This window comes from Pseudomonas sp. yb_9 (assembly GCF_043103635.1).
GTDB classification, from domain to species: domain Bacteria; phylum Pseudomonadota; class Gammaproteobacteria; order Pseudomonadales; family Pseudomonadaceae; genus Aquipseudomonas; species Aquipseudomonas monteilii.
Genome location: NZ_JBICKA010000007.1, coordinates 139,810 through 166,113 on the forward strand (window position 1 = coordinate 139,810; position 26,304 = coordinate 166,113).

Sequence of the window (26,304 nt, forward strand, 5' to 3'; positions counted from 1 at the left end):
CCCGAGCTTTGCTTAAAGTCCCTGTTCACGAGCACGCCCGCGAACAGGTAAATAGCCGCTGACGAAGCCATTACCGCCCGCTACGCAACATCTCCACTGGCACATATTTGCCAATCTCATACTTGCCAATTGCCGCCCGGTGCACTTCATCCGGCCCGTCAGCCAGGCGCAGGGTGCGTTGCATGGCGTACATGTAGGCCAGTGGGAAATCGCCGCTCACCCCTGCCCCGCCATGTATCTGGATCGCCCGGTCAATCACTTTCAAGGCCACGTTCGGCGCCACCACCTTGATCTGCGCGATCTCGCTGCGGGCCACTTTGTTGCCGACAGTGTCCATCATGTAAGCCGCTTTCAGCGTCAGCAGCCGGGCCATGTCGATCTCCATACGCGAGTCGGCAATCTTGTCGACGTTGCCACCCAGCCGTGCCAACGGCCGGCCAAAGGCGGTGCGCTCCACCGAGCGCTTGCACATCAGTTCCAATGCACGTTCGGCCATGCCGATCGAACGCATGCAGTGGTGGATACGGCCAGGGCCAAGGCGACCCTGGGCAATCTCGAAACCGCGGCCCTCACCGAGAATCACGTTTTCATACGGCACCCGCACGTTTTCGAAGCGCACTTCGGCGTGACCGTGGGGAGCATCGTCATAGCCGAACACCGGCAGCGGGCGGACGATCTTCACACCGGGCGCATCGGTGGGTACCAGTACCATCGAGTGCTGCTGGTGGCGCGGCCCTTCGGGGTCGGAGAGGCCCATGAAGATCATCACCTTGCAACGCGGGTCGCAGGCGCCGGAGGTCCACCACTTGCGGCCGTTGATCACCCACTGGTCACCGTCACGCACGGCCGTGGCGGCCATGTTGGTGGCGTCCGAGGAGGCCACGTCCGGCTCAGTCATGGCGAACGCCGAGCGGATCTCGCCACGCAGCAGCGGCTCCAGCCATTGGCGTTTCTGCGCTTCACTGCCGTAACGCACCAGCACTTCCATGTTGCCGGTGTCCGGCGCCGAGCAGTTGAACGGCTCCGGGCCAAGCAACGAGCGGCCCATGATTTCCGCCAGCGGGGCGTATTCCAGGTTGCTCAGGCCGGCGCCGTATTCCGATTCAGGCAAGAACAGGTTCCATAGCCCTTCGGCGCGGGCCTTGGCCTTGAGCTCTTCCATGATTGCAGTGGGCTGCCAGCGGTCGCCCTCGGCGACCTGGCGCTCGAACACCGCTTCGGCGGGGTAGACATAGGCGTCCATGAACGCAGTGACGCGCTCGCGCAGTGCCTGGACCTTGGGCGAATAGGCGAAATCCATCGGGGCTACCTTCACGGTTCGGAGTACATGGGCCAGAGCCTAGAGCAGCCTGCGCCCATCCACCTAGTCTATTTTCCGCGTGTATAAACATTCATAAACGATATATGATCGGCCAATAACTCCAACAAAGAGCGGCGCCCATGAACCTCAGCAAGGTCGACCTCAACCTGTTCATCGTGTTCGATGCGATCTATACCGAAGCCAACCTGACCCGCGCCGGGCAGATTGTAGGTATCACGCAGCCAGCGGTGTCCAACGCCCTTTCGCGGTTGCGCGAAACCTTCAACGACCCGCTGTTCGTGCGCACCGCGCAGGGCATGGTGCCCACGCCCATGGCACAGAACATCATCGGCCCGGTGCGCAACGCACTGGCACTGTTGCGTACGTCGGTGCAGGAAAGCCGTATCTTCAACCCGCAACAAGCCAACAAGACCTTCCGCATCAGCATGACCGACCTGACCGAGGCGGTAATCCTGCCGCCGCTGTTCCAGCGCCTGCGCCGCCTGGCGCCGGCGGTGCTGATCGAGAGTTTCCTGTGCAAGCGCCGCGAAACCACCAAGGAGCTCGCCGCCGGCCGCCTGGACTTCGCCATCGACGCCCCCCTGAACACCGACCCGCAGGTACGCCACGTCAAACTGATGCAAGACCGCTATGTCTGTGCCTTGCGCCAGGGCCACCCGCTGGCCGACAGCAAGCTGACCCTCGACAGTTACCTGGGCATGACCCACATCCATATCTCCAGCCGCCGTAACGGCCTGGGCTATGTCGACCTGGCGCTGGGCAAGATGGGCGTACAGCGCAAAGTGGCCTTGCGCTCGCAGCACTACCTGATGGCTTCGCAGGTATTGCAGCAAACCGACATGGCGATGACCGTGCCCGAGCGCTTCGCCCGCCGCCATCAACTGCGCTATCACCCCCTGCCGGTGGAAGTACCCGCGCTCGAAACGCACCTATACTGGCATGAAAGCACCGATCAGGACCCGGCCAACCGCTGGATGCGTGAGCAAATCACCGAACTGTGCGAACGCGTGGTGGCCGAGGAAGAAAGAGCCTTGGAGCCCGCCTGAAGATGCGCACGAGGGATCGCTCATGGCACCACGGAGGAAAAAAATCCTACAAATCTACAAGCAGATAGAAAATCTATGTGGCAGCGCTCAAAAATCCACTGTGGGAAGTAAAAAATTTCTTTCAGATGGCGGATACGCTTACGCCATCAATCGCCGATTTCACGGCGACAGACATGGACCTGCCTCAATGCCAAGCGCCCCGCTCTACTTTGATTACGCCGCCACCACTCCAGTCGACGACCGGGTCATCGAAACCATGCTCGCCAGCCTTGGCAGCCAAGCCAACTTCGGCAACCCGGCGTCCAGTGGTCATGCCTTCGGCCAGGCTGCCCGACGAGCCGTTGAGCAAGCCCGCCAGCAAGTGGCCGAGCGCGTCGGCGCACACGTCGAGCGCCTGGTCTGGACCTCGGGCGCGACCGAGTCCAACAACCTGGCGCTAAAAGGCATTGCTCAAGGCGCCGGCCAGCCTGGGCACCTGATCACCAGCCAACTGGAACACAAAGCCGTGCTCGACACCGTGGTCGAACTGGAGCGCCAAGGCTGGGACGTTACCCGCCTGGCCCCGGATGCCGTCGGCCTGATCCAGCCCGCCAGCGTACAGGCCGCACTGCGCCCCGATACCCGCCTGGTATCGTTGATGGCAGTCAACAATGAGCTGGGCACGGTCACTGACTTTGCCACCATTGGTGAACAGGTGCGTGCCCACGGTGCCTTGCTGCACGTGGACGCGGCGCAGGCCGTGGGCAAGCTGGCCATCAACCTGAACACGATGGCCGTGGACCTGATGTCGTTTTCGGCACACAAGGTGTACGGGCCAAAAGGCATCGGCGCGCTGTACGTCGGACCACGCGCCCGTGCGCTGATGCGTGCGCAGATGCACGGCGGCGGCCATGAACAGGGCCTGCGCTCCGGCACCCTAGCGACCCACCAGATCGCGGGCATGGGCAGCGCTTTTGCCTTGGCCGGCCAGCCCGGCGACAATGAATACCAGCACCTGGAGCAACTGGCAAAGCGCCTGCGCGAAGGCCTGCTGGCCTTGCCCGGCGTCAGCCTGAACGGATGCGCCAGCCAACGCATTCCCCATACCCTGAACCTGTGCATCGACAGCAAGGGCTTCAACAGTGCGGCGCTGGCCAGCGAGTTGGCGTTATCGACCACCTCGGCCTGCAACTCGGCCAGCCATGCAGCCTCACATGTGCTGCTGGCGCTGGGGCTGGACGAGCACCAGGCACGCAACAGTGTGCGCTTGAGCATCGGGCGCTTCAGCACCGAGGCCGAAGTGGACAAAGCGATCGACGTGTTTGCCCGGGTACTGACAGCAGCATCTGCAACGTTGTGGTAAGCCGCGCCCTGGCGCGGCCTGCCGCACGGCGTCACCGGGGCACCCAGCGCCCCGGTAAACTCACAGGAAGGTGAACACCTGCGACGCCGGCAAGCGTGACTTGTTCAGCCCGGCGTTAAAGTCCGTTTCAGCACGGTAGCCCAGGCTGAGGATCACCACGCTGGTGAAGCCACGCTCACGCAGCCCCAGCTCGGCATCCAGGACCTTGCTGTCGAAGCCCTCGATGGGCGTGGCGTCCAGGCCATGTGCCGCAGCCCCCAGCAATGCAGTACCCAATGCCAGATAGGTCTGTTTCTCCATCCAGTGCTGCACGTCCTTCTGGTCATGACGGTGCAGGTCGACGTAGTGACGGCGGCTCTGGTTCTGTGCGGCTCGCGCTTGTTCATCGCGGAAACGGCCATCGGCAGCTTCCTGCTCGAGCACGGCATTGAGGTGCGCCTCGGGCATTTCGGTACGGGTGCAGAACACAATCACGTGCGACGCATCGAGCAGTTTCGGCGTGTTGTAAGCAAAACGCTCCGTGGTGCTCTTGGCCAGGCGGGCCTTGCCTTCGGCTGTGTCGGCGACGATGAAGTGCCAGGGTTGGGAGTTGACCGAGGACGGGCTGTGGCGCAGTTGCTCGAGCAGGGCGTCGACAGTGGCCTGGGGAATGCGGCGCGAGGCATCGTAGGCTTTGGTGGTGTAGCGGCGCTTGGCCAGCGAGACGGTATCCATGCAACAACTCCGGAATGTACTGGGGATTTGCCAGGCATCTTATCTTTCCTGCCGCAAAGAAAAACCGGCACAATGCAGCAACACTTTCACACCTGGAGTGAAGATGCTGCGCATCACTGACCTCGAACTGTTCGTGCGCAGCAGCGTGCTGGGCAGCTTCACGGCCGCCGCCCATGAAGCCGGTCTGCTGCCGGGGCAAGTGGCTGCTGCGATCAAACGCCTCGAGCGCGACCTCGATGTGCGCCTGTTTGCCCGCACCACCCGTAGCCTGCGCCTTACCGCCGAAGGCGAGCGCTACCTGCCGACCGCCCTGAATGTGCTGGAGAGCCTTCGCCAGGGGCGCGAAGACCTGCATGGCAACCCTGGCACCCTGCGTGGCACCCTGCAGGTGTCGGCGCCTTCCGACTTGGGCCGCAACATGCTGTTGCCCTGGCTGAGCGCCTTTCGCCGGGAGCACCCGGCCCTGCACCTGCGCTTTTTTCTGTCCGACCAGATTGCCGACCTGAACCGTGACCCGGTGGATGTGGCCATCCGCTATGGCCTCAACCAGGACGCCAACTACATCGCCCTGCCCTTGGCCAGCTGGAACCGCCGAGTGCTGGTGGCATCGCCCGATTACCTGGCCCGCCACGGCCACCCGGTCACGCCCGAAGCCCTGCAAGAACATGCCTGCCTGCTGTACATGCAGCACAACCGGGTCTACGACAAGTGGCGGGTGGGCAACCGCAACGTGCAGGTCAGCGGGCCGCTGGTCAGCGACGATGCCGACGTCATCCGCCGTCTGGCCCTGCAAGGTGAAGGCATCGTCTACAAATCGTGGCTGGACGTAAGCGCCAATATTGCAGCCGGCGAACTGCAGATCATCCTGCCCGAATACCTGGGTGAATCCGTGCCTGTAACCCTGGTTTGCCCACACCGCAAACAACTCACGCCTGCGGTGTCACAACTGCACCTGTGCCTGCGCGACCACTTCGAGGCCCTGCGCGCTCGCGCACTGAACAACGGTTGCACAATCGTCCCGGACTAAGCGCCAGCAGGCAGCGAGCAGGGCGCAAAAACGCTTGCAACAGGTTGCACGCCACCACTGCTGCCCCAGCAGCACCCGCCCAGCACCCGACTGCTGCCCAACCTGCAACACCGCCGAAGAAATCCATTAAAAATCATATATATCAATAACTTAAAAAAATGGCACAGTCCCTGCTCTAGCCCTCCCCAACAACGCTTTACATACGGGGAGATCCACCATGCATCCGCTCAACCCACTGGCCCGCCAGATCAGCCTTGCGCTGCTGCTGGCCGGCACCGGCAGCCAGGCCATCGCTGCCAACGAAGACAACAAGAACGAACCCGCCCTTGAAACCGTAACGGTCACCGCTCAGCACCGAGAGCAGACCTTGCAGGAAGTACCGGTTGCGGTGTCGGCCATCAAGGGCACCAGCATCACTGCCGATGGCGTGCGCTCGATGGGCGACATCACCACCTTCGTGCCCAACGCCTCGGCCAAGAACCCCGACGGCGACGGCCGCCCTCGTTGGTATATCCGTGGCCTGGGCACCGGCGATACTGGCGCGGCAACCGTATTCCCGGTGGGCATCTACGCGGACGATGTCTACCTCAACGCGCCCATCGCCGGTGGCGGGCCGCTGTTCGACCTGGAACGCATCGAAATCCTGCGCGGGCCGCAAGGCACCCTGTATGGCAAGAACACCACGGCCGGCGCAGTGAACGTGATCTCGAAGAAGCCCACCTTCGACACCGACGGCTATGGCACTGTCGGCTTCGGCAGCAAGAACGAGCGTATCGTCACCGGTGCCATCGGCGGTGCGCTGGTCGATGAAAAACTGGCCGGGCGAGTCGCGCTGTATTCCGAAGAGCGTGACGGTTTTCAGAACAACGACTTCGACGGCAACACCTACGGTGATGTGAACAAGAAAGCCATCCGTCTGCAGTTTCTGGCCCAGCTCAACCCCGACCTGGACGCCCTGCTCAAACTGCACAGCCGCCAGTTCAAAGGCGATGGCAGCAACGGCTCGCTGCCGGTTGGCCGCTACTACAACGTCGGCTACGAACGCCCGCACGGCCGCGATATCTCGCTGAACGTTAACGAAGACTATCGCCTGAACCACGATGGCGCCTCGCTGACCTTCAACTGGTACCTCGGCGATTACACCCTGACCTCGATCAGCGCCTACGACTACCTCCGCAACCGCTCCACCAGCGATGCCGACTACACCCCCTACGAGGTCAACGGCGCGGCCATCACCGACAACAGCTACCGCCAGTGGTCGCAAGAGCTGCGCCTGGCATCGCCGGAAGACCGCCCGCTGCACTGGCTGGTGGGTGCGCACTACTTCCATGAAGACCTGGACAGCTCGGCGCAACGCATCGTCACCCCCGGGCCGACGCCCAACGGCACCGGTTCGAACCAGGTGGGCACCACCGCGTTCCGCGACCTGGGTTACGACCACCGCACCGACAGCTACGCGCTGTTTGGCAACCTGACCTACGACTTTACCGATGACTTCAGCGTCACCGGCGGCCTGCGCTGGACCCAGGAGAAGAAAGACATCGACCTGGACCTGGTGCAACTGACCCGCGCCACCGCCAGCGGCCCGCTGATACCGCTGGGCGGTGTGGGCACCAACGGTAACCGCCAGGAAGACAAGACCTGGGAAGCCTGGACCTACGACCTCACCCCCGAGTACCGCATCAATGACAACCTGCGGGTGTTCTTCCGCTACGCCCACGGTTTCCGCTCGGGTGGTTTCAACACCGGGCTTTCGACCAGCCTGGCACAGCTGACCACGGTCGACCCGGAAGAGCTGGACGCCTACGAGCTGGGGCTGAAGTCGGAGTGGTTCGATCGCCGCCTGACCGTCAACGCCAACCTCTTCTACTACGACTACTCCGACATCCAGGTGAACCTGCTGACGGTGAACAACGGCGTGCTCACCACCGCACTGACCAACGGCGCCAAGGGCAAGGTCAAAGGCGCAGAACTGGAAATCGAAGGCCAGCCGACCGAGCGCCTGCACCTGCGCGCGGCGGTGTCGTTCCTCGACACCGAATACACAGACTTCAAGAACACCAACCCTACCACCGGCGCGGTGACGGGCGACTACAGCGGCAACAGCTTCGTGCGCTCGCCGCGTAACGTGGTGTCGCTGGGCGCCGACTACACCATCCCGCTGGAAGTGGGCGGCAAGCTGGTGGCCGGTGGCGACGTGAGCTTCCGTGACAAGGAGTACTTCCTGGCCGACCGCCAGAGCAGTGCCGACGCCACCCTCAGCCAGCCCCACTACACCCTGGCCAACGCCCGCCTGAGCTGGTTCAGCCACGACGACAAGCTGAGCGTGACCGGCTTCGTCAACAACCTCACCGACCGCCGCTACCAGGTGCATGGCCGGCCCAACGGCACTGCCGGGCAGTACGTGATCACTTACGGCGACCCGCGCACCGTCGGGCTCAGCGTTACCAGCCGATTCTAGGTTGTCCTTCCGGGCCCTATCGCCGGCACTGCCAATACATCATTCAGCAGGAACACCCCATGCCCCACCACCCCCCCTTGGCCAGCGCCATCGCCCTGGCCATCGCCGGCCTCGCCGTGCCCGCCTTCGCCGCCGAACCCAACGACCGCCTCGACACCGTGGTCGTGGTCGGCACCCACCGCAGCGACGTGACCGCCCTGCAAAGCGCCGCCCCGGTCGATGTACTGAGCGGCGAAAAACTCAAGGAAACCGGCGCCAGTGACCTGTCCGCCGCACTCACCGCACTGTCGCCCTCGTTCAGCTTCCCGCAATCACCACAAGGAGCTTTCGCGGGCTCCATCGCCCAAGGTGCCTCGCTGCGCGGCCTTGCTTCGGACCAGGTGCTGGTGCTGGTCAACGGCAAACGCCGCCACACCAGCGCCAACGTTACCCGCCAGGGCTTGGTCAACGCCCGTGGCGCGGCAGCGGTGGACCTCAGCCTGATCCCGCTGTCGGCCATCGAGCGCGTGGAAATCCTGCGTGACGGCGCCGCCGCCCAGTACGGCTCGGATGCCATTGCCGGGGTGATCAACATCGTGCTCAAGGCGCGCGACGAAGGTGGCAACGCCGGCTACCGCTTCGGCGGTTACAAGAAAGGCGACGGCCTGCAACGCAAACTCAGTGGCTGGAAGGGTTTCGCCCTGCCCAACGACGGCTTCCTGACCCTGGCCTTCGACGCCGGCAGCCAGGACCCGGCCAGCGACACCCGCGACGACAACCGCCTCTTCTACCCCGGCTCTACCAGCATCGACACCGCGCGTGAGCAAAACAACCGCTACCGCAACTGGCGTTGGGGCTCGGGCAATGTCTCGGACCAGTACAACTTCACCGCCAACGCCGAAATGGGCTTGAGCGACGGCCTTAGCGCCTACGGTTTTGCCACCTACGCGCACAAGAACACCGACGCCGAGAACTTCTTCGACCCGCCCACCACCCTGCGCAGCAACTACGGCAGCGTGGCCCTGGCGCGCTACGCCGACGGCCGCCTGCCGGTCACCCGCTACGGCCTGGAAGACTTTGCGGTCACCGGCGGCCTGCGTCTTGAAGACGAAACCGTAGGCAACTTCGACCTGGCCTTGAACTACGGCGACAACCGGGTCGAATCCACCGACCGTAACGCCATCAACCCCAGCTGGGGGACGGCGAGCCCCTCGACGATCTACACCGGCCGCCGCGAAGCCGACCAGACCAACCTGACCCTGGACTGGACCCGCGACTTTGCCAACGACTGGCTGTTCAAGCCACTTATAGTGTCTGCCGGGCTGGCCTGGCGTCAGGAAAACTACGACCTGACCGAGGGCGACGCCGCCGGCTGGTCCAACGGCCCCCTGTTCAATACCGTTGACCCGGCCTCTGGCCGACGCATCCCCGGCTATTACTCGGGCATCACCCAGGTCGATGCCGTGTCGCTGGACCGTCGCGTGATCGGCGCCTATGTCGACGTCGAAGCCCAACTGACAGAGAAATTCCAGGCCGGTGTGGCGGTGCGCAGCGAGCATTATTCGGACTTTGGTGACACCACCAACGGCAAGCTGTCGCTGCGCTACGACTTCACCCCGCAGATTGCCGCACGGGCCAGCGCCAGCACCGGCTACCGTGCGCCTTCGCTGGTGCAGAGCGGGCTGTCGTCGTTCAGTGTGCAAGTAGTAGAGCAGCCGCCAGGCAGTGGCAACTGGGTCGAGGTGCAGCAGCGCACCCTGCGCGCCGACAGCCCGGAAGCCGCCTTGCTGGGTGGCAAGGCGCTGAAGCCGGAAGAGTCGACCAACTTCTCCGTGGGCCTGGTCTGGCGGCCGGTGCCCAATGCCTCGGTCACCCTTGACGCTTACCGCATCGACATCGACAACCGCATCACCCTGTCCGACCAGTTGCCTGCATCGGTGGTGGGCCCGATCTTCGCCGGCACCCCCTACGCCAACATCCAGAGTGCGGCGTTCTATACCAACATCGCCGACACCCGCACCGACGGTTTCGAGTTGGCGGGCCATTATCAGCTGGACGTGGGCCGCTGGGGGCACGTGGACTTCAACGGCGGCTATGCGCGCAACAACACCCGCATCACCGGGCTGGATGATGTGGGCAACATCCCCGGCAACCAGATCATCGGCCGCAATACCCAAGGGCTGATCGAGGATGGCACGCCCAAGGACAAGCTCACGCTCAGCGCCAACTGGCTGTATGACAACTGGAGCGTCACCGTGGCTCAGCGCCGATATGGCGAGTGGAAAAACCGCAACGCCGCAAACCCCACGCTGGACCAGACCTTCAGCCCGCAGTGGGTAACCGACCTGGATGTGTCGTACCGCTTCGACCTGGGCTTGACCGTGTCGGCGGGCGCGATCAACCTGTTCGACAGCCACCCGGACAAGCTCAAGGGTGCGCAGTTGTATGGCGTGCCCAAATACTCCATCACCAGCCCGGAGGGGGCGCAGGGAGCGTTCTACTACACCAGCGTGAGTTACGACTTCTAGGCTGAAACCGCGTTGGCTTCTTCGCGGGCAAGCCCGCGAGAAAGCCAACATCGATGCTGCTGACGGACTGCTGCTGCAGCAGCACCCTGCTGCGTCTCCAGCACCATCCTCTTCCCTCAGCCCCGCATTCCGGGGCCTGCGCCGCCTGGCACAGCTCTTGCGATACCCCCAACACCTTCTGTTTTCCCAAGGCTTGCCATGCGCGTGCTCTCTACCCTTTCCTGGTTCATCTCCCCCCTGGCACTGCTCACGCTCTGGGCCGTGGTGGCCAATGCCGGGCTGTTTCCGGCCAACCTGCTGGTCCCGCCGCAAGAGGTCTGGCTGAGCCTCAACGACCTGCTGACCACAGGTGAACTTCAGGCGCACCTGGCAGGCAGCCTGTCGCGCCTGGCCCTGGGCTTCACCGGCGGCGCACTGGCGGGCCTCGGCTTCGGTGCGGCGCTGGCCCTGTCGAAAACGGTGGAGGCCTACTGCGCCCCGCTGTTCCACACCCTGCGTCAGGTGCCGAGCATCGCCCTGATCCCGATGTTCGTGCTGATGTTTGGTGTCGACGAAACCTTCAAGGTAGTGATCGTTGCCAAGACCGCGTTCTTCCCGGTGGCACTGGCCACCTGTGAAGGCATCCGCGCCATCCCACGCAGCCATTTCGAAGTGGCGGCGGTGTACCGCTTGCGCTGGCCGACGCTGGTGGGGCGAATTGCCCTGCCCGCTGCAGTACCGGCCATTGTCACCGGCATTCGCGTGGCCCTGACCCGCGCCTGGGTGGTGCTGGTGGCCTGCGAGCTGCTGGCGGCAGACAGCGGCCTGGGGCAGATGATCGAGATGGGCAGGCAGATGCTGCGTATCGATGTGGTGATGGTCGGCGTGGTGCTGACTGGGCTGATCGGTTTTACCCTGGATTTCACCCTGCGCCGTGTGGAGCGGCGCTTGTCTGCCTGGCAAAGCCGCTGAGGAGGCTGTGATGAAACTGCAAACATTGCGCGGTCTGGTATTGCCACTGTTGCTGCTCGGCGCCTGGGAGTACGCCTCGCGCCAGGGCGCCGCCGGCGCCTATGCCTTCGTGCCGCTGGCGCAGGTGGGCACGGCCTTGGCCGCGTTGCTGGGCAGCGGTGAATTGCTGGTCAACCTGTGGGCCAGCTTGCTGCGCACCTGCAGCGGCCTGGCCATCGGTATTGTCGGCGGTGTTGGCCTGGGCGCGCTGATGGCCCTGTCCGCACCGGCCAACCGCCTGATCGCCCCGCTGTTCCACGCCCTGCGCCAGGTGCCGATGCTGGGTTGGATTCCGTTGATTGCGTTATGGCTGGGGAACGGCGAAGGCGCCAAGCTGCTGATTGTCAGCCTGGCGGCGTTGTACCCGATGGTGCTGAACACGTTCGAGAGCCTGCGCCAGGTTGCCGGTCAGCACCGTGAAGCCGCGCAGGTATTGATGCTCAGCCGTTGGCAGCAACTTCGACTGATCCTGCTACCCGCCGCCCTGCCAGGCATCGCCGCCGGGGTGTTGCAGGCCCTGGCGTTCGCCTGGGTAACCTCGGTGGGCAGCGAGCTGTTCCTGTCTGCCGGGGCCGGCCTTGGCAGCTTGATGATGACCGCCGAAGCCGGGGCGCGCATGGAGATCATTGTGGTCTGCGTGCTGTGCATCGGCCTGTGTGGCTACCTGATGTCCTGGCTGAGCACCCTCCTCACCCGCCGCCTGCTGCGCTGGCGTACCACCTCTTGAAAGGCCCGACCATGAACGCCATCGCCCATGCTTTACCCACCAGCGCCATCACCGGCGCACTGACCCTTCGCGGCCTGAACAAGGCGTACACGCTCAAGGGCAAGGCTGTACCGGTGTTGCAAGGCATCGACCTGGACATCCGCCCCGGCGAGTTTGTCAGCATTCTCGGCGCCAGCGGCTGCGGCAAATCCACCCTGCTACGGTTGATCGTTGGCTTGGACCAGGCTTACCAAGGGCAGATCCTGCTGGATGGGCAACCCGTGCGCGGGCCAGGCCTGGAACGCGGCATCGTGTTCCAGGACCACCGCCTGTTCCCGTGGATGACCCTGCAGCAGAACATCGCCCTGGCGTTGAAAAATCATGCACTGCCGACGACCGAGAAGAATCGATTGGTGGCCGAGCACATCGAACGGGTGGGTCTGAGCGGTTACGAGCAAGCCTATCCGCACCAGCTTTCCGGTGGTATGGCCCAGCGCGCGGCGATTGCCCGGGCGCTGGTGAACAAGCCCAAAGTGCTGTTGCTGGACGAGCCACTCGGCGCGCTGGATGCACTGACCCGGGTGCGGCTGCAACAGGAGTTGCAGCGCATCTGGGTGCAGGAGCGCTGCACGGTGATCATGGTGACCCACGATATCGAAGAAGCACTGTACCTCGGTGACCGGGTGATCGTGATGGACGCACACCCGGGACGGATTCGTGAGGATCTGCGTATAGACCTGCCCCATCCACGCCAGCGCGATAGCCAGGTACTGCAGAGGTACAAGCAGCGCTTGCTAGGGGAACTTGTGGGGCATTGACGGGTTGTGAACGGCAAGACAAGGCTTGCCAATGACTGGCAGCTGAAACTGGCGGCGCTTGGGAGCAGGCCTGGCGGGGAACTATGGGCATTACGGGGCACCCAGGCACGCAACGTTGAACCTACGCTACGACCTCTGAGCCTCAGCACCTGTGGTACTGTGCCGCAACCCCTTAAGGAGCTTCACACATGGACGTACGCTGCACATCGATCGAAGATGTCCGCACGCGCATCGATCATATCGATCAGAACCTGGTCGCCCTGCTCGCCCAGCGCGGCCAGTTGGTAGCCCAGGCGGCTACTTTCAAAAAGACCACCGATGACGTCCGCGCACCCGCACGGGTCGAGCAAGTAATTGCCAAGGTGAGAGGAATTGCCGAAGAAACGGGGGCTTCGCCAGAGGTGGTGGAGCGGGTTTATCGGGCGATGATTGCAGCGTTCATCGATGAAGAGTTGAGCGTGCATGCCGGTTTGGCCGGCAAATAAACCGGGGCTGCGCGGCAGCCCCGGTATTTGAAGCCAACAACTTACCCTGGGGCTGCTCAACTGGCCAAGGTGAAGTCCGCTGCGGTTACTGTGGTTGCATCCGCCCCCCTACCAGGCGGATGGCGTCGGTGGCGCCAATGCTGACCAGCGTATCGTCGCCAACATCACCGTTGAGGTAGTCACTGCCGCTACCACCCGACAGGATGTCGTTGCCAGCGTCACCGAACAGTGTGTCGCTGCCAGCGAAGCTGAACTACCTGATGTCGCGGCTGCGGCTGGCCTCGTCGGTGGGTAGCCTGGGCGATGACGACATCGAGCAGATCAACAATTACCTGGGGCCGGAACTGATGGTAAGCAATTGATCGGAGCACACACGGTAGCGGTGGCCGGTCTATTGGCGTCAGGCTATGATCGGTCACCCCTCCGCGGACACCCTGCCCCATGCCCGTAGACCTGCAAGCGCTATACCCCAGGCTGATCCACCTGATGCTGGACACCGTGTTCGTGGTCGACAGGGACAACCAGATTGTCTTCGTCAGCGATGCCTGCGAAGCGCTGCTGGGCTACCAGGCCCGCGAGCTGATCGGCACACCGATCACCGACTACATGCACCCGGACGACCTGGCCATCACCCGCGCGTCGATTGTAAGGGTGATGAACGGGCAGCCCCATTACGACTTCCGCAACCGCTATGTGCGCAAGGATGGCGAGATCGTGCATATCCTGTGGGCAGCCAGCTGGTCCGATGAGGCGCAAGCGCGCATCGGTGTGGCGCGGGATGTGACGGCACTGCACCAGGCAGAAGAAGCGCTGCGCTTCCTAGCCCATTACGACCCGCTGACCCGACTGGCCAACCGGGCCATGTTCAACGAACGGCTCGGCAACGCACTTGCCACAGCCCGGCAGCAAGAGCATCGGCTGGCGTTGCTGTTTATTGATATCAATGACTTCAAGCAGATCAATGACAACCACGGGCACAGCGTGGGCGACCGGGTACTGTGCATAGTGGCACGGCGCCTGGAAGACTGTGTAGGTAAAAACGGCACCGTGGCGCGCATGGGCGGAGACGAGTTTACCGTGCTGCTGACGGATCACCCGTCGCCGGAGGCGATTGCCGAACACGTCGCCAACATCCTGGCAGCCATGGCCGAGCCACTCGGCGTCCAACTGCCCGGCGTCGACGCGCCGTCCTGCAGCATCGGCGTAGCCTGTTTCCCTGAGGACGGCCACGATGCCGACCTATTGCTGAGGCACGCTGATGGAAACATGTATCAGGTCAAGCGACAGAGGACCGCAGCCGGCTGAACAAGAAAGGACCATGATCATGCCCAACCCTGAAGACGCTTTGCTCGACAGTTGGCAGCACAACGCGCAAGCCTGGATTGACGCCGTGCGCAGCGGCGCCATCGAAAGCCGCCGCCAGGTCACCGACCAGGCGATCCTGCTGGCCATTCTTGGCCGCCAGCCCGAACGGGTGCTGGACCTGGGCTGCGGTGAGGGCTGGCTGCTGCGCGCCCTGGGTGATCGCGGGATCGAAGCCGTGGGCGTCGACGGCGACAGAACCTTGGTGGATGCCGCGCGGGCTGCGGGCTCGGCCGAGGTGCACCTGGCCAGCTATGCGCAGTTGGCCGAGGCCAACGTTTACGTAGGCAAAGGTTATGACCTGATCTGTGCCAATTTTGCGTTGTTGCACCAGGACATCATTCCGCTACTGGTAGCGATGCACGACCTACTGGTGCCTGGCGGTGCGCTGGTGATCCAGACGCTGCACCCATGGGGCGTGGCGGGCGGGGACTATCAGGATGGTTGGCGGGAGGAGTCATTTGCCGGGTTTGCCGGGGATTGGCAGCCAATGCCCTGGTATTTCCGTACCCTGGCCAGCTGGCTGAATGCAATGGACATGGCGGGGCTTCGGCTGGTCAGCCTGCAGGAGCCGCAGCACCCGCAGAGTGCGGTGCCGCAGTCCTTATTGATGGTGGCTGAGCGCCCTTGAAGGCGCTCAAGCCCCCACCCAGCTCAAGCTTCAGAGCACTGGCTTGCGCACCGCCCCGCTGCGGGCTTTGGCCATGGCCGCCAGGCGCACCGCAACGTTGGCCGCGCCGTAACCGGCATAGCCACCCTTGCGCTGGATGATCTCGAAGAAGAAGCGCTCTTCGAACGGTTCGGTGTACACGTGGAACAGCTCGCCGCCCTGGGCATCGCGGTCGTACAGCACGTTGTAGTACGCCAACTCGCTGAGGAACTCGTCGTCAAAGTCGAAGCGTGCCGCCAGGTCGTCGTAGTAGTTCAGCGGGATTTCCAGCAACGGCACACCAGCCAGCTTCGCGCGCGCCACTTCGCGGAAGATATCGTCACAATCGAAGGCGATGTGATGAACACCGGAGCCGCGATAGCTGGACAGCGCATGGGCGATGGCGGTGTTGCGGTTTTCCGAAATGTTCAGCGGCAAGCGCAAGGTGCCGCACTGACTACGCAGCGCGCGGCTCTTGACCAGGCCGTACGGGTCGGGCAGCACCACTTCGTCATCAGCGGCGAAATCGAACAGGCTCTTGTAGAACAGGACCCAGCTGTCCAGCGACTCGGCCGGCAAGGCCAGGGCCATGTGGTCGATGCGGCGCAGCCCACCGGTGGCGGTGGCGTTCTTGTCCAGGCTGAAATCGGTATCGTACAGGGTCTGGCCGGCAGTGCCCTGCTCTACCAGGTAGAGCAGGCTGCCATCCGGCGCACGCACCGCCGGTACTTCACATTCGTTAGGGCCGACCAAGCCCCGGAACGGCTGGCCACGGTAGGCAGTCGCGCGCTTCAGAGCTGCTTGCTGGTCCTTGACCCGCAGCGCGGTGGCGCACAGCGACGGGCCGTGGGCCTCGAAGAAGTTGTGGCCGAAGGAATATGGCTCGGCGTTCAACACAATGTTGATATCGCCCTGGCGCAGCAACTGCACTTCTTTGCTGCGGTGTTTGCCGGCTTCGGCAAAACCCAGGCGTTTCAGCCAGCTGGCCAGACGCGCGCCAACGGCTTCGTCAACCGCGAATTCGAGGAACTCCACACCGTCATAGGTGCTTGCCGCTGGCGGGGTGAACAGCACGCCAGGTTCGATCGGCGTGTTTTCCTGCTCCAGGCGCAGGCGGGTCTGCTCTTCGAGATACAACAGCGAGCGCAGGCCATCAGCGGCGTTTTGCCGTGGCGGCGCAGCGCGGAAGCCGTCGTTGAAGATTTCCAGCGATAGCGGGCCACGGTAACCGGTGGCAAGGATCGGCGCCAGGAAACCGGCCATGTCCATTTCACCCTGCCCCGGGAAGCAGCGGAAGTGGCGGCTCCACTCCAGCACATCCATGGCCAGAATCGGGGCGTCGGCCATCTGCACGAAGAAAATCTTGTCGCCGGGGATGTCGCGGATCGCGCTGGGGTCGCCCTTCAGGGACAAGGTGTGGAAACTGTCGAGGATCACCCCGAGGGCCGAGTGGTCGGCCTGGCGCACCAGGTTCCACACTTGCTGGTAGGTGTTGACGTGGCGGCCCCAGGCCAGCGCTTCGTAACCAATGCGCAGGCCGCGCTTGCCGGCGTGCTCGGCCAGCAGGCGCAGGTCATCGACCAGCAACTGTTCTTCGCCCAGGGCATCGGCCTGGACGTTACTGCACACCAGCACCAGGTCGGTGCCCAGCTCCTGCATCAGGTCGAACTTGCGTTCGGCGCGGTCGAGGTTTTTCTGCAGGCGGTCGCGGCGGCAGCCTTCAAAGTCGCGAAACGGCTGGAACAGGGTAATGGCAATGCCAAGATCAGCGCACATCTGGCGCACCTGGCGCGGGCTGCCGGCGTAATAGAGCAGGTCGTTTTCGAAGATCTCGACGCCGTCAAAACCGGCGGCGGCGATGGCTTCGAGCTTTTCCGGCAGGGTGCCGCTCAAGGACACGGTAGCGATCGAACGCTGCATGGCGGGAGTTCCTTGTTGTTAGAAAATGACGGTGCCAGTCAGGTAAAAACCACTGTCACAGTTTATGGCACGATCGATTATTCGCAGGTAAAGTCGCCGCTTCAATCTCTTTGTACGGAATGGTTAGTTTTGCGTTCGATTATCGCACAAAACCCAATTTAACGAATTGCTAGACCGCAGCCCCAGGGTCAACATGAGACCCAGACGCAGGCACACCGACCACTGCCTCCTGCCTTGGCGAACGTATGGCGGAGCCTGCGCAAACAACAATAACAACGGAGACAACGATGGCTCACTCCAGCTCGCAAGCCAAAAAAGCGACCGCCAGTGGATGGATAGGCTCGGCACTCGAGTACTACGACTTCTTCATCTACGCTCAGGCCGCTGCGCTGATTTTCCCGCAGATCTTCTTCCCCAATACCGACCCGAAAATGGCCATCATTCCCTCGTTGGCCACGTACGGCGTGGGCTACCTGGCGCGCCCGGTCGGCGCCTTCGTACTGGGCCACTGGGGTGACACTCGCGGGCGCAAGAACGTCCTGCTGCTGTGCATGTTCCTGATGGGCCTGTCGACCATGGCCGTCGGCCTGCTGCCCACCTACCACGACATCGGTTACCTCGCCCCGGCCTTGCTGGTGGTGCTGCGCCTGATCCAGGGCTTTGCCGTGGCCGGGGAAATTTCCGGTGCCAGTTCCATGATCATGGAGCACGCGCCATTCGGCCGAAGAGGCTATTACGCCAGCTTTACCCTGCAAGGCGTGCAGGCTGGCCAGGTACTGGCAGCGGCGGTGTTCCTGCCACTGGCCTACTTCATGCCTAACGAAGCCTTCACCGAATGGGGCTGGCGCATTCCGTTCCTGTTGAGCGCCATCGTGCTGATTGCCGGTTTCATCATCCGTAAGGAAGTGCACGAAACTCCGGCGTTCGTGAAGGAAGAGAAGCAGGACAAGGTTGCCAAGTCGCCCATCAGCGAGGCCTTCCGCCACAGCTGGAAGCACATGGTGCTGGTGATGTTCATGGCCCTGATGAACGTGATCCCGGTGGTGGCCACCATCTTCGGTGCGGCCTACGCGGTGCAGCCAGCCTATGGCATCGGCTTCGACAAGAGCGTGTACCTGTGGATCCCGGTGGTCGGCAACATCGTCGCGGTGCTGGTGATTCCGTTCGTGGGTAACCTGTCGGACAAGATCGGCCGTCGCCCGACCATGATCGCCGGTTGCCTGGGCTCTGGCCTGCTGGCGTTCGTCTACCTGTATGCAATCAGCATTCAGAACGTGCCCATGGCGTTCGCCGCATCGATCATCATGTGGGGCATGGTTTACCAGGGTTACAACGCGGTGTTCCCAAGCTTCTACCCAGAGCTGTTCCACACCCGCTACCGCGTTTCGGCCATGGCCATCGCACAGAACATCGGCACCATGCTGACCGCCATGCTGCCAGCGCTGTTCGCCCTGGTCGCACCGCCCGGCTCGGACAACATCCCGCTGGTGGTGGGTAGCCTGGCGTTCTTCATTACCTGCGTGTGCGCCCTGGCGGCCTACATTGCCCCGGAAACCCATCGCCTGGCGATGGAAGACCTGGGTAACCCAGACGCCAAGCCGATGGAAAAGGATGCTTACGAGGCTAGCCGTAAAGGCAGCTTTCAGGCAGTGAGCCACTGACAGATGGCCGGGGCCGCGTTGCGGCCCCGGCACTTTCAACCTTCAACCACTTCCTGCAAGCGCGCCCACAGTCGCTCGACATCCCCTCGCTCAGTCGGCAGCGCACCGATCGAAACCCGCACCATCCAGCGCCCATCCAGTGTCGCTGGCGTCACATAGGCATCGCCAGAAGCATTCAGCCGGTCGGCCCACCCCTTGGTATGCGCATCCAGTGCCTCCCCCTCCAGCCCCGCCGGTCGATGGCGAATGCACAGGGTCTGCAACTGCACCGGCGCCAACACCTCCCACTCAGCCGCCGCCGCAACCTGCGCCGCCAACCATCGGGCATTGTCCAGGTCACGCCGCAACCGCGCCTGCAATGCGTCAACGCCCTCGCTGCGCAGCATGAACCACAGCTTCAACGCGCGGAACCGTCGGCCCAACGGGATGCCCCAGTCACGCAGGTTCTTCACCTCACCATCCACCGCCGATTGCAGGTAGCTGGGGTTGGTGCTCATCACCCGAATCAGGTGCTGCGGATCGCGCACGTAATAGATCGAGCAATCGAAGGCCACACCCAGCCACTTGTGCGCGTTGACCACCACCGAATCGGCCAGCTCGATGCCATCCCACATCCAGCGGCACTCAGGCAGGATCATCGCGGAACCGGCCATGGCCGAGTCCACATGCAGCCACAAGCCATGGGCCTGGGCGATTTCGCCGATCGGGCGCAGCGGGTCAAGGGCGGTGGTGGTCGTGGTGCCAGTGGTGGCCACAACCGCGCAAGGTTGGTTGCCGGCAGCCAGGTCCTGCTCGATCGCCGCCCGCAAGGCCTCTGGACGCAAGGCGTACTTTTCGTCTGTGGGGATGAGGCGGATATTATCGCGGCCAAAACCCGCCAGCAGCGCGGCCTTGTCTACCGAGCTGTGGGCATGAGCACTGACATACACGATCAAAGGCCTGGCTTCGGCCTGCAGGCCGCCGCGTACCAAGGCGTAGTCGGTGGCGCGTTCACGGGCGCTGATCAGCGCCACCAGGGTGCTGGTCGACGCGGTGTCCTGGATCACTCCGCTCCACTGGCCAGACAGGCCCAGCAGCTGACGCAGCCAGTCGAGGGTGGTTTCTTCCAGCTCGCTCAGTGCCGGGCTGGATTGCCAAGACAGGCCCAACACGCCCAGGCCGGTGCTGAGGAAATCGCCCAATACGGAAGACAGGGTGCCATTGGAGGGGAAGTAGCCGTAGAAGTCCGGGTGCTGCCAATGGGACAGGCCGGGCATGACCAGTTGGTTGACGTCATCGAGAATGGCCTCGAAGGGTTCGCCCTGCTGGGGGGCGGTGTCAGGCAAAGCAGCCTTGAGGTAGCCGGGCTCGACCTGAGCCATGACCGGGCGTTCGCCGACGGTTTGGCGGTAGTCGGCGATCAGGTCGATCAGTTGGTGGCCGTATTGGCGGAATTGTTCGGGGGTCACGTGGGGGCTCCTGTGGTTTTTCCACTGCCCCCAGTCTAGGTACCTGTGCCAAAGCGAATAACCCCGCCTTGCGCATACCTGCTATGGCAAACCCGCATGCCCACCCTGCACGCCAAACTGCGACTGTCGCCACAGCTCGAACACCCGGTTGCGCAACCAGCGGTGCTCGGCCGAGGCCTGCAGGCGCTGGTGCCACACTACCCAGTAACGCTGGCTGTGGTCGATGAAACCCAGCGGCCGCCAGGCCAGATCATGCAAGCGGCACAGTTGCCGGGCAATGTGCTCGGGTACGGTTGCCACGGCCTGGCTGTTGGCGATCACCTGCACAGTGGCGGAGAAAAACGGCACTTCCAGGCTGACCCGCCGCTGCAAGCCCTGGACGCGCAGGTGGCGGTCGATGAAGCTGTCCTTGTCGCCACCGCCGGAAATACGTACGTGCTTGTGCGCCAAGTAATCGGCCTGACTGAGTGCGGCATGGGCAGCTAGCGGGTGGTCGTGACGCATCAGGCACACGGCGCGGTCCTCGCCCAGCAGACGCCCGTGCAGGTTGGGCGGCGACTCGTCGAACAGGGTGGTGGCCAGGTCAATCTCGCCGCTGGCCAGCAAGGCGTACTGGCCGGCCTGCCAGGTACGGTACTCCAGCGATACGCCCGGTGCTTCACGCTCCAGCGCGGCCACCAGCAGCGGCAGCATGTGCTCGGCCACGTAGTCCGAAGCAGCCAGGCAGAAACGCCGCTCGCAGCGTGCCGGGTCGAACACCGCGGGCTGACGCAGAGCCTGTAGTTCTTCGAGAACCTGGCGCAGGGGTTCGACAAGGGCTTCGGCGTGTTCGCTCAATACGTAGCCACGGCCCTGGCGTACCAGCAGCGGATCGTCGAAAGCTTCGCGCAGGTGGGCCAGCTGGCGGCTCAGGGCCGACTGGCTGACGCCCAGGCGCTCGGCGGCGTGGCTGAGGTTTTTCAGCTGTAGCAGGTGGTCGAGGGTGCGCAGGTGGGCGAGGCTGAGGGAGGCGAAGGTGGGGTTCATGCAGGCTCCCTGCGGTGGCATTCAAGGGCCTATTCGCGGGCTCGCCCGCTCCCACAGATTCATCGCTGTATTGAAAGCTGCGGTGAACCTGTGGGAGCGGGCAAGCCCGCGAAGGGCCGCAACGCGGCCCCGGCTTTTTAAGCGGTCAGACCAACGTACACGTTCTGCACGTCATCGTTCTCGTCGATCGCTTCAAGGAACGCTTCAACCTCAGCCAGTGCTTCAGCGCTCAGGCTGGCCGCACTCACCGGGTTTTTCGGGGTGTAGCCAATCTTCGCCGAGGTCACGGTGAAGCCATGTTCCGGGAGGGCCTTCTGTACCGCGTCCAGGTCGGTGGTGTCGGTAATGAACAAGGTCGAACCCTCTTCTTCACCTTCCTCGAAATCCTGGGCGCCGGCTTCGATGGCTGCCATTTCCGGGTCGGCGTCGCCTTCCGGAGTGGCTTCGATCAGACCGACATGGTTGAAGTCCCAGGCCACAGAACCACTCGCACCCAGCTGGCCCTTGCGGAACAGTACGCGGATTTGCGCGACGGTACGGTTGACGTTGTCGGTCAGGCACTCGACGATCAGTGGCACCTGGTGCGGTGCAAAGCCTTCGTAGCTGACGGCGTGGTACTGCACGGCATCACCGTCCAGGCCCGCGCCCTTGCGAATCGCACGCTCCAGCGTCTCGCGGGTCATCGAGGCCTTTTTGGCTTGCACGATGGCCAGGCGCAGGCGCGGGTTCATGTCAGGATCGGCGCCCGACTTGGCCGCGATCTGGATTTCCTTGGACAGCTTGCCCATGACCTTGCCTTTGGCATTGGCCGCTGTTTCTCTATGTTTGGCTTTCCACTGTGCGCCCATGTCGACTCTCTTGTTTCAGCGGCCGGTTCAGGAAGCGACCGGCCAAAAGTGGGTGCATTTTATACGCCCTCACGCATGGGATCGACAAGAAATCTCATCAGCCTTTATCGGCCTTGCCTGCTGCTGCGGCAAACCGCGCCAGGCGCACATCCAGCCGTCGTGGCCGCATGCCGAGGTCTTCGGCGCGCTCCTTGCGGCGGATGGCATTGCGCACCATCAGCGAACCCAGGTAACGCACCGGCTCGGGCGGGAACAGCCCCAGCGGCCCCTTGACCAGCGGCGAACGGGTCCATGGGTTATCCAGCCCCAGCGCCAGCGACGACAGAATCTGCCCGCCCATGTGGCACGGCCCAACGCCACTGCCGGAATAGCCAAAGCCATAGAACACGTTGCCCTGCCCGTCCAGCCGGCCGAAGAACGGCAAGCCGGTCACCGAGCGGTCCGACGGCCCGTTCCAGCTGGCCGCCAGCGGCACTTCGGCCAAGGCCGGGAAAAACCCGCCCAGGCTTTCGCGCAGCAGCGGCCGGTAGGGCGACGGCTGGTCGAACACCGGCAGCATGCGCCCGCCATAGGCAAAGGTATTGCCGCCTTTGCCAAGCATCAGCCGGCCATCGGAGGTGTTGTGGTAGTAGTGCACGAAAATGCGCGAGTCGAGCACGCTGATGCCGCTGTCCAGGCCGATCTCGCGCAGCAGCTCGGGGCACGGCTCAGTAATTACCATGTCACTGGAAACGATCGCCACGCTGCGCTCGAACTGCGGGAAGGCCCGCGCCATCCAGGCATTGAGGCCCAGCACCACGCGGTCGGCGCGCACCGTGCCATGGGCCGTACGCACCTGCACCGGGGCGCCGTGTTCCAGGCCACTCATGGCCGTGCCTTCATGAATGCGCACGCCGCGCTCTAACGCCACCCGCCGCAGGCCACGCACCAGCTTGCCCGGCTGCACCGTGGCGGCAGCTGGCGAGAACCAGCCCTCCAGGTGCCGTGCCGAACCCGCCTGCCGCTGGACTTGGTCCAGCGGCAGGCGGCGAAACGAGTTGATGCCCTTCTGCTCCAGCGCCGCGATCACTGCATCGGTGGCGCCGACCTGAGCGGCGTTGGTGGCGGTGTACAACGTGCCATCCAGGCGGTAGTCGCAGTCGATGCCGTTGGCCGCGCAGAACGTACCGATATCCCCGATGCTGCGTTCCGACTCGCGCACCAGGCGCACCGCCTCGGCTACCCCGAACAGGCGTTCGAGGGTGAAGTACTTGGCCGACCAGGACAATGCGCAACCGCCGTTGCGGCCACTGGCGCCGGCGCCGCAGATATCGGCTTCGATCAGCACGACATCCAGCGCCGGCATCGCCTCCTTGAGCATCAGTGCCGTCCACAGGCCGGTGTAACCGCCGCCGACGATGCACACATCGCAACGGGTATCACCTTGCAGCGGTGGGCACACCGCCTCCTTCGCCGAATCCAGGGCCTGTTGCAGCCAGAAGGGTCTCATTCGCTCGCTTTCCTTTAGGTACGCAGTGGCTTGATTGCCATGCTGGTATTCGGTGCCACGTCAGCGCTTTGCGGGGTGCTGGCCGGGCGGCTGTTCCAGTGCGGCAGCAGCACGAGCGCCGAGAACAGCGCGCAGCCGGCGAACACGATGAACACTGTGACACCATCGAAGTACCCCGGCAGCAGCCCACCCAGCACCGCCCCCACCGAACCACAGCCGTTGACGAAGCCCGCTGCAGTCGCACCGGCCTTGGCGGTGCCGAAGTCGATGGCCGCCGCGCCGCTGATCATCGAATCCGGCCCGTACAGGGTCAGGCCCATGACGAACAGCAACGCCACCACCAGCATCACGCTACCGGTGTGCATGGCCGCCATGAAGGCCGCCAGGGTCACCGTCAGCAACACCAGGCTGATCACGCAAGCCGGCATGCGGCGGGCGCCGAACAGTTTGTCGGAGGCCAGGCCAATGATGATCGGGCCCAGCAGCCCGGCCAGTTCGAAGGCGGTCGGGATGATTGCCGCACCCACCTTGCCCACCGACGGCATCTGCTCGAAAACGATCACCGGCCCCCACAGCAGGATGGCGTAGCGCGCGGGTTTGAGCAGGAAGTACGCCAGGCCCAGCGTCAGCACGGTGCGGTTGCGCAGGATCTCTTTCAGCGGCGCCCACACACTGCACAGGTTGCCGGCCGGGGCCATGCTCTGCGGCTCGGGCTCTACCGCTGGCAGGCCGACATCTTCAGGTTTGTTGCGCTGCAGGATGAAGAACAGCACGGCCACCAGCGCCACCACGGCGGCACTGGAGAAGAACGCCGCGTGCCAGGTGCCGACCAGTGTGTAGGCCCACCAACCCGCGAACGGCGAAGCCACCAGGCCGCCGAAGGCATAGCAGGAACTCCACAACCCCAGTACTCGCCCGCGCTGCGAAGCCGGGAAGAAGCTGCCGATGTTCTTGCACAACCCGGCCCAGCCGGTGGACTGCGCCAGGCCCTGCACCAGCATGCAGGTGGCAAAGATCGGGAAGGTGGCGTAACTGCCCATCACCACCGCCGCCACGGCGGAAATCAGCAACCCGCCCAGCACCACCACGCGTGGGCCAAAGCGGTCGGCGAGCATGCCCCAGGTGAACTGGCCCACGGCGTAAGCGGCCAGGTAGATGGCGTCGAGGTTGGCCATGGCGGCCTTGTCGAGCATGAAGTTGGGGTCTTCGGCGATGCCCAGCTTGGCCACCGAGAAGGCTTTGCGGGTGAAGTAGAAGGCGGCGTAGGCCAGCCAGGTGATGGCGAAAATCTGGATGCGCCAGCGTTTGAACGCGGCTAGTGATTGATTCATGTACGTCTGACCTCTTGCTCAAGTGTGCCGGCAGAATGTGAAGAAACGCCTGTCTTGTTCTTGTGTTACGCACAGCGATGACAAGGCTGTCATCGGGTCAGATGGCACCGTGTGGGCACCATGGCCCTGGCGGCATTCGTGGTGCCAGCGTCGGGCTGACATGCATGGAAACAGTTGCGCTAAGATAAATAAAATCGATTTATCGTATTTCACACATAAGCTCAGCTTGTTACTGAGGTGGCCATGTCGGTTTCCCACGCACAACTCAAGGCCTTCCATGCGGTGGCCGTGCACGGCAGCTTTACCCGCGCAGCGGAAAAGCTGTTTCTTACCCAGCCTGCGGTGTCGGACCAGGTGCGCAAGCTGGAGGAACGCTTCGGCGTTTTGCTGTTCCACCGCAACAAGCGTTCGGTGCAGTTGACCGACCTCGGTGAACGCTTGCTGGGCATCAGCCAGCGCCTGTTCGCCTGCGAAGCCGAAGCCCATGACCTGCTGCAGGATTCGCGGGCCCTGCACACCGGCAGCCTGGTGCTGGCGGTGGATGCGCCGGTGCACGTGCTGCCGCAGATCGCCCGCTTCTGCCAGCGCTACCCGGGCATCCAGGTGAAGATCGAGACCGGCAATACCGATGAGTCGCTGGCCCGGCTGTTCAGCTACCAGGCCGACCTGGCGCTGCTGGGCCGGGATGTGGACGATGAGCGGCTGCATTGCCTGCCGCTGCGCCGCGACCCGATGGTAGCGTTCGTTTCCCACCACCACCCGTGGGCCAGCCGTGGTTCGATCAGCCTGGCCGACCTGGACGACACACCGCTGGTGCTGCGCGAGCCTGGCTCGGTGACGCGCCAGACCCTGGAAGAAGAAATGCAGCGGGCCGGGCTGCGGATTCGCCCGGCGATCCAGGTGGAAGGCCGCGAGGCGGCACGGGAAGCGGTGGTGGTGGGGATTGGCGTGGGGGTGGTGTCGGCGGCAGAGTTTGGCGCCGATGCGCGGGTGTGTGCGCTGCCGATTGTGGACTGCCAGCGGCATTTGACCGAGACGCTGGTCTGCCTGAGCGAGCAGCGAACGCGGCGGGTGGTGGCGACCTTTTTGCAAATGGTTGAGGAAGGGATGTAAACCTGTGCCGGCCTCTTCGCGGGCAAGCCCGTGAAGAGGC

At 63.7% G+C, this 26,304-nt stretch carries 23 protein-coding genes; 14 read left to right on the forward strand and 9 right to left on the reverse strand.

All coding sequences use genetic code 11. From position 1 onward, the window contains the following. Positions 1-70: 70 nt before the first annotated feature. On the reverse strand, positions 71-1,300 hold the full coding sequence (locus tag ACF8MI_RS02195; RefSeq protein WP_060497222.1) for an acyl-CoA dehydrogenase: 1,230 nt from the start codon (positions 1,298-1,300) through the stop codon (positions 71-73). Positions 1,301-1,440: 140 nt separating this feature from the next. Between ACF8MI_RS02195 and ACF8MI_RS02200 the strand changes: the two genes are divergently transcribed. Together ACF8MI_RS02200 and ACF8MI_RS02205 are read left to right on the forward strand one after the other, a co-directional pair. After that, the gene (locus ACF8MI_RS02200) at positions 1,441-2,367 is read left to right on the forward strand and encodes a LysR family transcriptional regulator (protein WP_060497224.1); all 927 of its coding nucleotides are present in this window, start codon (positions 1,441-1,443) and stop codon (positions 2,365-2,367) included. A 187-nt stretch (positions 2,368-2,554) separates the two neighbouring features. Further along, on the forward strand, positions 2,555-3,709 hold the full coding sequence (locus ACF8MI_RS02205) for a cysteine desulfurase family protein (protein WP_164524653.1): 1,155 nt from the start codon (positions 2,555-2,557) through the stop codon (positions 3,707-3,709). A gap of 60 nt (positions 3,710-3,769) precedes the next feature. Here ACF8MI_RS02205 and nfsB read toward each other — a convergent pair whose 3' ends face one another. Further along, a complete protein-coding gene (gene nfsB / locus ACF8MI_RS02210) occupies positions 3,770-4,423 on the reverse strand; it encodes an oxygen-insensitive NAD(P)H nitroreductase (protein ID WP_060497226.1) in 654 nt (217 codons plus the stop codon). Between the two features lie 103 nt (positions 4,424-4,526). Between nfsB and ACF8MI_RS02215 the strand changes: the two genes are divergently transcribed. The 7 genes from ACF8MI_RS02215 (at position 4,527) to ACF8MI_RS02245 (ending at position 13,417) form a co-directional block, all read left to right on the forward strand. Further along, complete coding sequence (locus tag ACF8MI_RS02215; RefSeq protein WP_104834520.1) at positions 4,527-5,450, forward strand: LysR family transcriptional regulator; 924 nt, start codon at positions 4,527-4,529, stop codon at positions 5,448-5,450. Between the two features lie 217 nt (positions 5,451-5,667). Continuing rightward, entirely contained in the window at positions 5,668-7,911 is a 2,244-nt protein-coding gene (locus ACF8MI_RS02220) for a TonB-dependent receptor (RefSeq protein ID WP_104834519.1), read from the forward strand. Between the two features lie 59 nt (positions 7,912-7,970). Then, entirely contained in the window at positions 7,971-10,418 is a 2,448-nt protein-coding gene (locus ACF8MI_RS02225) for a TonB-dependent siderophore receptor (protein ID WP_200928443.1), read from the forward strand. A 198-nt stretch (positions 10,419-10,616) separates the two neighbouring features. After that, positions 10,617-11,369 (forward strand): ABC transporter permease, encoded by a 753-nt coding sequence (locus ACF8MI_RS02230; RefSeq protein WP_156867387.1) that lies wholly within the window; start codon positions 10,617-10,619, stop codon positions 11,367-11,369. A gap of 10 nt (positions 11,370-11,379) precedes the next feature. Further along, a complete protein-coding gene (locus ACF8MI_RS02235; protein ID WP_060497231.1) occupies positions 11,380-12,135 on the forward strand; it encodes an ABC transporter permease in 756 nt (251 codons plus the stop codon). Between the two features lie 11 nt (positions 12,136-12,146). Continuing rightward, the gene (locus ACF8MI_RS02240) at positions 12,147-12,932 is read left to right on the forward strand and encodes an ABC transporter ATP-binding protein (RefSeq protein ID WP_060497232.1); all 786 of its coding nucleotides are present in this window, start codon (positions 12,147-12,149) and stop codon (positions 12,930-12,932) included. Positions 12,933-13,120: 188 nt separating this feature from the next. After that, entirely contained in the window at positions 13,121-13,417 is a 297-nt protein-coding gene (locus tag ACF8MI_RS02245; protein ID WP_104834515.1) for a chorismate mutase, read from the forward strand. An 85-nt stretch (positions 13,418-13,502) separates the two neighbouring features. Here the strand turns inward: ACF8MI_RS02245 and ACF8MI_RS02250 are convergent, their stop codons facing one another. Continuing rightward, positions 13,503-13,646, reverse strand: a complete 144-nt coding sequence (locus tag ACF8MI_RS02250; protein WP_110225574.1) for a hypothetical protein — start codon at positions 13,644-13,646, stop codon at positions 13,503-13,505. On the opposite strand from ACF8MI_RS02250, the gene ACF8MI_RS02255 reads away from it, so the two are divergent. From ACF8MI_RS02255 to ACF8MI_RS02265, 3 genes are all read left to right on the forward strand, one after another. Beyond that, positions 13,627-13,779, forward strand: a complete 153-nt coding sequence (locus tag ACF8MI_RS02255) for a hypothetical protein (protein WP_156342042.1) — start codon at positions 13,627-13,629, stop codon at positions 13,777-13,779. The two genes, ACF8MI_RS02250 and ACF8MI_RS02255, sit on opposite strands and share 20 nt — an antisense overlap. A gap of 79 nt (positions 13,780-13,858) precedes the next feature. Beyond that, positions 13,859-14,722, forward strand: coding sequence for a sensor domain-containing diguanylate cyclase (locus tag ACF8MI_RS02260; protein ID WP_060497234.1), 864 nt, complete (start codon positions 13,859-13,861; stop codon positions 14,720-14,722). Positions 14,723-14,741: 19 nt separating this feature from the next. Beyond that, positions 14,742-15,410 carry a bifunctional 2-polyprenyl-6-hydroxyphenol methylase/3-demethylubiquinol 3-O-methyltransferase UbiG gene (locus ACF8MI_RS02265; protein WP_060497270.1) on the forward strand — a complete coding sequence of 223 codons (669 nt, stop codon included), beginning with the start codon at positions 14,742-14,744 and terminating at the stop codon, positions 15,408-15,410. A gap of 30 nt (positions 15,411-15,440) precedes the next feature. On the opposite strand, the gene quiC is transcribed toward ACF8MI_RS02265, so the two are convergent. Beyond that, entirely contained in the window at positions 15,441-17,348 is a 1,908-nt protein-coding gene (gene quiC / locus ACF8MI_RS02270; protein ID WP_060497235.1) for a 3-dehydroshikimate dehydratase QuiC, read from the reverse strand. A 287-nt stretch (positions 17,349-17,635) separates the two neighbouring features. Here quiC and ACF8MI_RS02275 point away from each other — a divergent pair, with 287 nt between their 5' ends. Further along, positions 17,636-19,009, forward strand: a complete 1,374-nt coding sequence (locus ACF8MI_RS02275) for an MFS transporter (RefSeq protein WP_392517353.1) — start codon at positions 17,636-17,638, stop codon at positions 19,007-19,009. A gap of 35 nt (positions 19,010-19,044) precedes the next feature. Here the strand turns inward: ACF8MI_RS02275 and ACF8MI_RS02280 are convergent, their stop codons facing one another. The 5 genes from ACF8MI_RS02280 to ACF8MI_RS02300 all read right to left on the reverse strand — a co-directional run bounded on the left by ACF8MI_RS02280 (position 19,045) and on the right by ACF8MI_RS02300 (position 25,151). After that, complete coding sequence (locus ACF8MI_RS02280; RefSeq protein WP_104834514.1) at positions 19,045-20,457, reverse strand: DOPA decarboxylase; 1,413 nt, start codon at positions 20,455-20,457, stop codon at positions 19,045-19,047. An 81-nt stretch (positions 20,458-20,538) separates the two neighbouring features. Further along, the gene (locus tag ACF8MI_RS02285; RefSeq protein ID WP_060497238.1) at positions 20,539-21,483 is read right to left on the reverse strand and encodes a LysR family transcriptional regulator; all 945 of its coding nucleotides are present in this window, start codon (positions 21,481-21,483) and stop codon (positions 20,539-20,541) included. Positions 21,484-21,620: 137 nt separating this feature from the next. Continuing rightward, positions 21,621-22,331 carry a YebC/PmpR family DNA-binding transcriptional regulator gene (locus tag ACF8MI_RS02290; protein WP_060497239.1) on the reverse strand — a complete coding sequence of 237 codons (711 nt, stop codon included), beginning with the start codon at positions 22,329-22,331 and terminating at the stop codon, positions 21,621-21,623. 97 nt (positions 22,332-22,428) lie between these two features. Further along, positions 22,429-23,820, reverse strand: coding sequence for an FAD-dependent oxidoreductase (locus ACF8MI_RS02295; RefSeq protein WP_200928444.1), 1,392 nt, complete (start codon positions 23,818-23,820; stop codon positions 22,429-22,431). Positions 23,821-23,834: 14 nt separating this feature from the next. Beyond that, on the reverse strand, positions 23,835-25,151 hold the full coding sequence (locus ACF8MI_RS02300; protein ID WP_019097816.1) for an MFS transporter: 1,317 nt from the start codon (positions 25,149-25,151) through the stop codon (positions 23,835-23,837). Between the two features lie 243 nt (positions 25,152-25,394). On the opposite strand from ACF8MI_RS02300, the gene ACF8MI_RS02305 reads away from it, so the two are divergent. Further along, the gene (locus ACF8MI_RS02305) at positions 25,395-26,264 is read left to right on the forward strand and encodes a LysR substrate-binding domain-containing protein (protein ID WP_025752728.1); all 870 of its coding nucleotides are present in this window, start codon (positions 25,395-25,397) and stop codon (positions 26,262-26,264) included. The last annotated feature ends 40 nt before the right edge of the window (positions 26,265-26,304 follow it).